The sequence below is a fragment of the Streptomyces sp. NPDC059853 genome (assembly GCF_042731495.1).
Lineage (GTDB): Bacteria > Actinomycetota > Actinomycetes > Streptomycetales > Streptomycetaceae > Streptomyces.
In genome coordinates, this window is the sequence record NZ_JBHWJL010000409.1 from 1 (window position 1) to 3606 (window position 3606).

The 3606-nt window shown below is 75.6% G+C and carries 5 protein-coding genes; 3 read left to right on the forward strand and 2 right to left on the reverse strand.

Going from position 1 to position 3606, the window contains the following annotated elements; all coding sequences use genetic code 11:
- The coding region (locus tag ACFV5N_RS25840) for an FtsX-like permease family protein (protein WP_385604364.1) at nt 1–759 on the forward strand (759 nt) is incomplete at its 5' end.
- Here ACFV5N_RS25840 and ACFV5N_RS25845 read toward each other — a convergent pair.
- Together ACFV5N_RS25845 and ACFV5N_RS25850 are read right to left on the reverse strand one after the other, a co-directional pair.
- Nucleotides 749–1393, reverse strand: a complete 645-nt coding sequence (locus tag ACFV5N_RS25845) for a LuxR C-terminal-related transcriptional regulator (RefSeq protein ID WP_385604366.1) — start codon at nt 1391–1393, stop codon at nt 749–751. The genes ACFV5N_RS25840 and ACFV5N_RS25845 overlap by 11 nt on opposite strands.
- On the reverse strand, nt 1381–2544 hold the full coding sequence (locus ACFV5N_RS25850) for a sensor histidine kinase (RefSeq protein ID WP_385604369.1): 1164 nt from the start codon (nt 2542–2544) through the stop codon (nt 1381–1383). The genes ACFV5N_RS25845 and ACFV5N_RS25850 overlap by 13 nt, the downstream gene beginning before the upstream one ends.
- A gap of 110 nt (nt 2545–2654) precedes the next feature.
- Between ACFV5N_RS25850 and ACFV5N_RS25855 the strand changes: the two genes are divergently transcribed.
- Complete coding sequence (locus ACFV5N_RS25855; protein ID WP_385604371.1) at nt 2655–2834, forward strand: hypothetical protein; 180 nt, start codon at nt 2655–2657, stop codon at nt 2832–2834.
- Between the two features lie 22 nt (nt 2835–2856).
- On the forward strand, nt 2857–3555 hold the full coding sequence (locus ACFV5N_RS25860; protein ID WP_385604373.1) for an inositol monophosphatase family protein: 699 nt from the start codon (nt 2857–2859) through the stop codon (nt 3553–3555).
- Nucleotides 3556–3606 lie beyond the last annotated feature (51 nt).

Below are 3606 nucleotides of genomic sequence, written 5' to 3' on the forward strand. Positions count from 1 at the left end.
GCCCACGCCACCGCGCAGCAGGTCCGGGCCGCCGGGAGCGCGGAGGGGGCGCCGGCCACCACCGTCCTGACCACCCGCAGCGAACTCGGCGAACCCGTCATCGACCGGTTCCCCGCCCTCGGCGTCACCGCCGCGGACCTGCGCGTTCTCGACCCCGGCGTCCGCGCCGGTGATCTCGCCGCGCTCGGCCCCGGCACCGTGGCCGTCGGCGCCGAAGCGGCCCGCGTCCTGGGCGCGGGCGTCGGGGACACCCTCACGCTCCGGTACGGCGACGGCACCGAGGCGCGGCTGCGGGTGGTGGCCGTGTACGAACGCTCCCTCGCCCTCGGCGCGTTCCTCCTGGACCGGGGGCAACTCGCCCCGCACGTCAGCGATCCGGACGCCCCGCCCGCCCCCGCGCAGGACCTGGAACGCCGCCTCTCCACCGCCGCCGTGGCCGCGATCGGCGTCCTCGGGCTGCTCGCGGTGCACTCCACCCTCACCGTGATCGCGGTCGGCCGCCGCCCCGAACGGGCGCTGCTGCGCCGGGTGGGCGCCGGACGCGGCCAGATGGGCGCCATGCTGGCCGCCGAGGCCGCCGTGGTGGCGGTCACCGGGCTGCTGCTCGGCGCCGCCGTGGCCGTGCTGCCGCTGACGGCGTTCAGCTGGGCGACCCTGCACACCCTGCCCTGGCTGCCGCCGGGGCAGGCGGCGGCCCTGGTGGCGGCCGTCGTCCTCACCACCGCCGCCGGGTCGCTGCTGCCCGCGCTCAGGCGTTGAGGTAGGCCAGCACCGCGCGGACCCGGCGGTGACCGGTGTCGGTGGGCGGCAGGCCGAGCTTCAGGAAGACGTTCCCGATGTGCTTGTGGACCGACCGCTCGGTGATGACGAGGGCCGCGGCGATCGTCGCGTTGTCGTGGCCCTCGGCCATCAGCCGCAGCACCTCGCGCTCGCGCGGGGTCAGCGCGCCCAGCGGATCGCCGCGCCGCTGCCGGGACATCAGCTCGGTGACGACCTCCGGGTCCAGGACGGTGCCGCCGGCCACCACCCGGTCCAGGGCGTCGAGGAAGTCGTCCACCCGGCCCACCCGGTCCTTCAGCAGGTAGCCCACGCCGCGCGCCCCGCCGCCGAGGAGTTCGGCGGCGTAGGTCTGTTCCACGTACTGGGAGAGCACCAGCACCGGCAGCCCCGGAAGCTGCTCGCGCGCGGCGAGCGCCGCCCGCAGCCCCTCGTCGCGGAAGCCGGGCGGCAGCCGTACGTCCAGCACCGCCGCGTCCGGGCGGTGGTCCAGCAGCAGCGGCAGCACCTCGGGCCCGGTGCTCGCCACCGCGGCCACCTCGTGGCCCGCCGAACGCAGCAGCAGGACCAGCCCCTCCCGCAGCAGGGCGTTGTCCTCGGCGATCACCACACGCACGGCAGCTCCACTTCGATCACGGTCGGCCCCCCGGGCGGGGAGGACACGTCGACGGTCCCGTCCAGGGCGGCCACCCGGCGGCGGATGCCGGTCAGGCCGCTGCCGCGCGTCTCGTCCGCGCCGCCGCGCCCGCTGTCGGCGACCCGGACCCGCAGCGCGCCGGCCTCGCGCGCGTCGCGGCCGATGTCCACGGTGGCGTGGTCCGCGCCGCTGTGCCGGGCGGCGTTGGTCAGCGACTCGGCGACCACGAAGTAGGCGGCGGTCTCCACGGCGGCCGGGGCGCGCGGCCCGGTCTCGATCTCCGGTGCGACGGTGACGGCCACCTCCAGGCCGCTGCCCGCCGCCAGCGCCCGGACCGCGCCGGCCAGTCCCCGGTCGGTGAGCACCGGCGGGTGGATGCCGCGCACCACGTGCCGCAGTTCGCCCAGTGCCTCCTCGGCCTGGTCCTGCGCCTCGTCCAGCAGCCGGCGCGCCGTCTCCGGGTCGCGCTCGTACGCGCGCCGGGCGAGCCCCAGCCGCATGGACAGCGCCACCAGGCGCGCCTGCGCGCCGTCGTGCAGGTCGCGTTCGATCCGGCGCAGTTCGGCGCCGTGCGCCGTGATCGCGCCGGCGCGCGTGGCGGTCAGCTCCTCGACCCGCTCCGCGAGCCGCGCCGCGGGGGAGGGCAGCAGCAGCGTCCGCGACCAGCTCGCCTGGAGGTCGGCGAGCCGGCCGATCAGCGGCAGCACCACCGCCGGGCGGCGCAGCCCGTGCCAGACGCCGTCCACCAGCGGCCCGACCGACCACAGGATCAAGGCCACGCACATCAGCCCCAGCCCGTACACCAGTTGGGCGCCCACCCAGCGCAGATCGCGGTGCGTGCTGGGGTCGGTGACCGCGACCCGCACCCGCTGGAACAGGCCGCCGGTCAGCGGCGGGTAGTGCTCGGGGACCGGGATACCGCTCCAGGCGGCGCTGCGCCGCCGCTCGTAGCCGGCGACGGCGCGCACCAGCAGCACGAACTCGGGCAGCGCGGCAGCCCCGATCACCAGCAGGGAGACGGCGGCGGCTGTGGCCGCGAGACCGACCAGCAGATAGCACAGCAGCCCGATCGCGCCGCCGATCAGCAGCTGGATCGTGGCCCGCCAGGTCGATTCGAGCAGCTCGCGCACCCGGACAGCGTAGGCGAGCGGCCGGGCCCGGCACGGTGGAGCTGTCTACACCATCGACCGGGGGGTCCGCCGGGTCGGCACGCCCGGCCGCGCGCAGCAGACTGGCGGGTATGAAGTCACTGCTGTGGTGCGTCTTTTCCCTCGCCCTGATCGTCAACCCGGTCGTCAGCCTCGTGCTGTCCGACGGCCCGCTCCGGCTCCTGCTGAACATCGTCTCGGGGCTGACCGTGCTCGCCGCCGGCACCGGTCTGTGGCTGCTGCGCGACCGGGGGGAGAGCCGGGCGTACTGACCGGCCGGGGATACTGGTGCCCATGGCCGACTACCACGACGATCTGCGGCTGGCCCATGTGCTGGCGGACGCCGCCGACGCGCTCACCATGGACCGGTTCAAGGCGATCGACCTCCAGGTGGCCACCAAACCCGATATGACGCCGGTCACCGAGGCGGACCGGGCGGTGGAGGAGCTGATCCGCTCCCAGCTGGGCCGGGCCAGGCCCCGGGACACGGTGCTGGGCGAGGAGTACGGCACCACGCAGGGCGGCGGCACCGGACGGCGCTGGGTCGTCGACCCGATCGACGGCACCAAGAACTATGTGCGCGGCGTGCCGGTGTGGGCCACGCTGATCGCGCTGCTGGAACAGGACGGGGACGGTACGGAGCGCCCCGTCGTCGGGGTCGTCTCGGCGCCGGCGCTGCACCGGCGCTGGTGGGCGGCGCTGGGCGCCGGCGCGTTCACCGGGCGCGGGCTGACCTCGGCCACCCGGATCCGGGTGTCGCAGGTCGCGGACGCCGCGGACGCCTCGTTCGCGTACTCGTCGCTGACCGGCTGGCAGGAGCGCGGGAAGCTCGGCAGCTTCCTGGAACTGTCCCGCAAGGTGTGGCGGACCCGGGCGTACGGCGACTTCTGGCCGTACATGATGGTCGCCGAGGGGTCGGTGGACCTGTGCGCCGAACCGGAGCTGTCGGTGTGGGACATGGCGGCCAACGCGATCATCGTCACGGAGGCGTGATGTACGACGGCCGGCACGGCGGCGCGAAGAACTACGAGCCGAACTCCTTCG

Coding starts and splice junctions, on each gene's coding strand:
- ACFV5N_RS25855 (WP_385604371.1), top strand. CDS start 2,655: ATGAAGTCACTGCTGTGGTGCGTCTTTTCCCTCGCCCTGATCGTCAAC.
- ACFV5N_RS25860 (WP_385604373.1), top strand. CDS start 2,857: ATGGCCGACTACCACGACGATCTGCGGCTGGCCCATGTGCTGGCGGAC.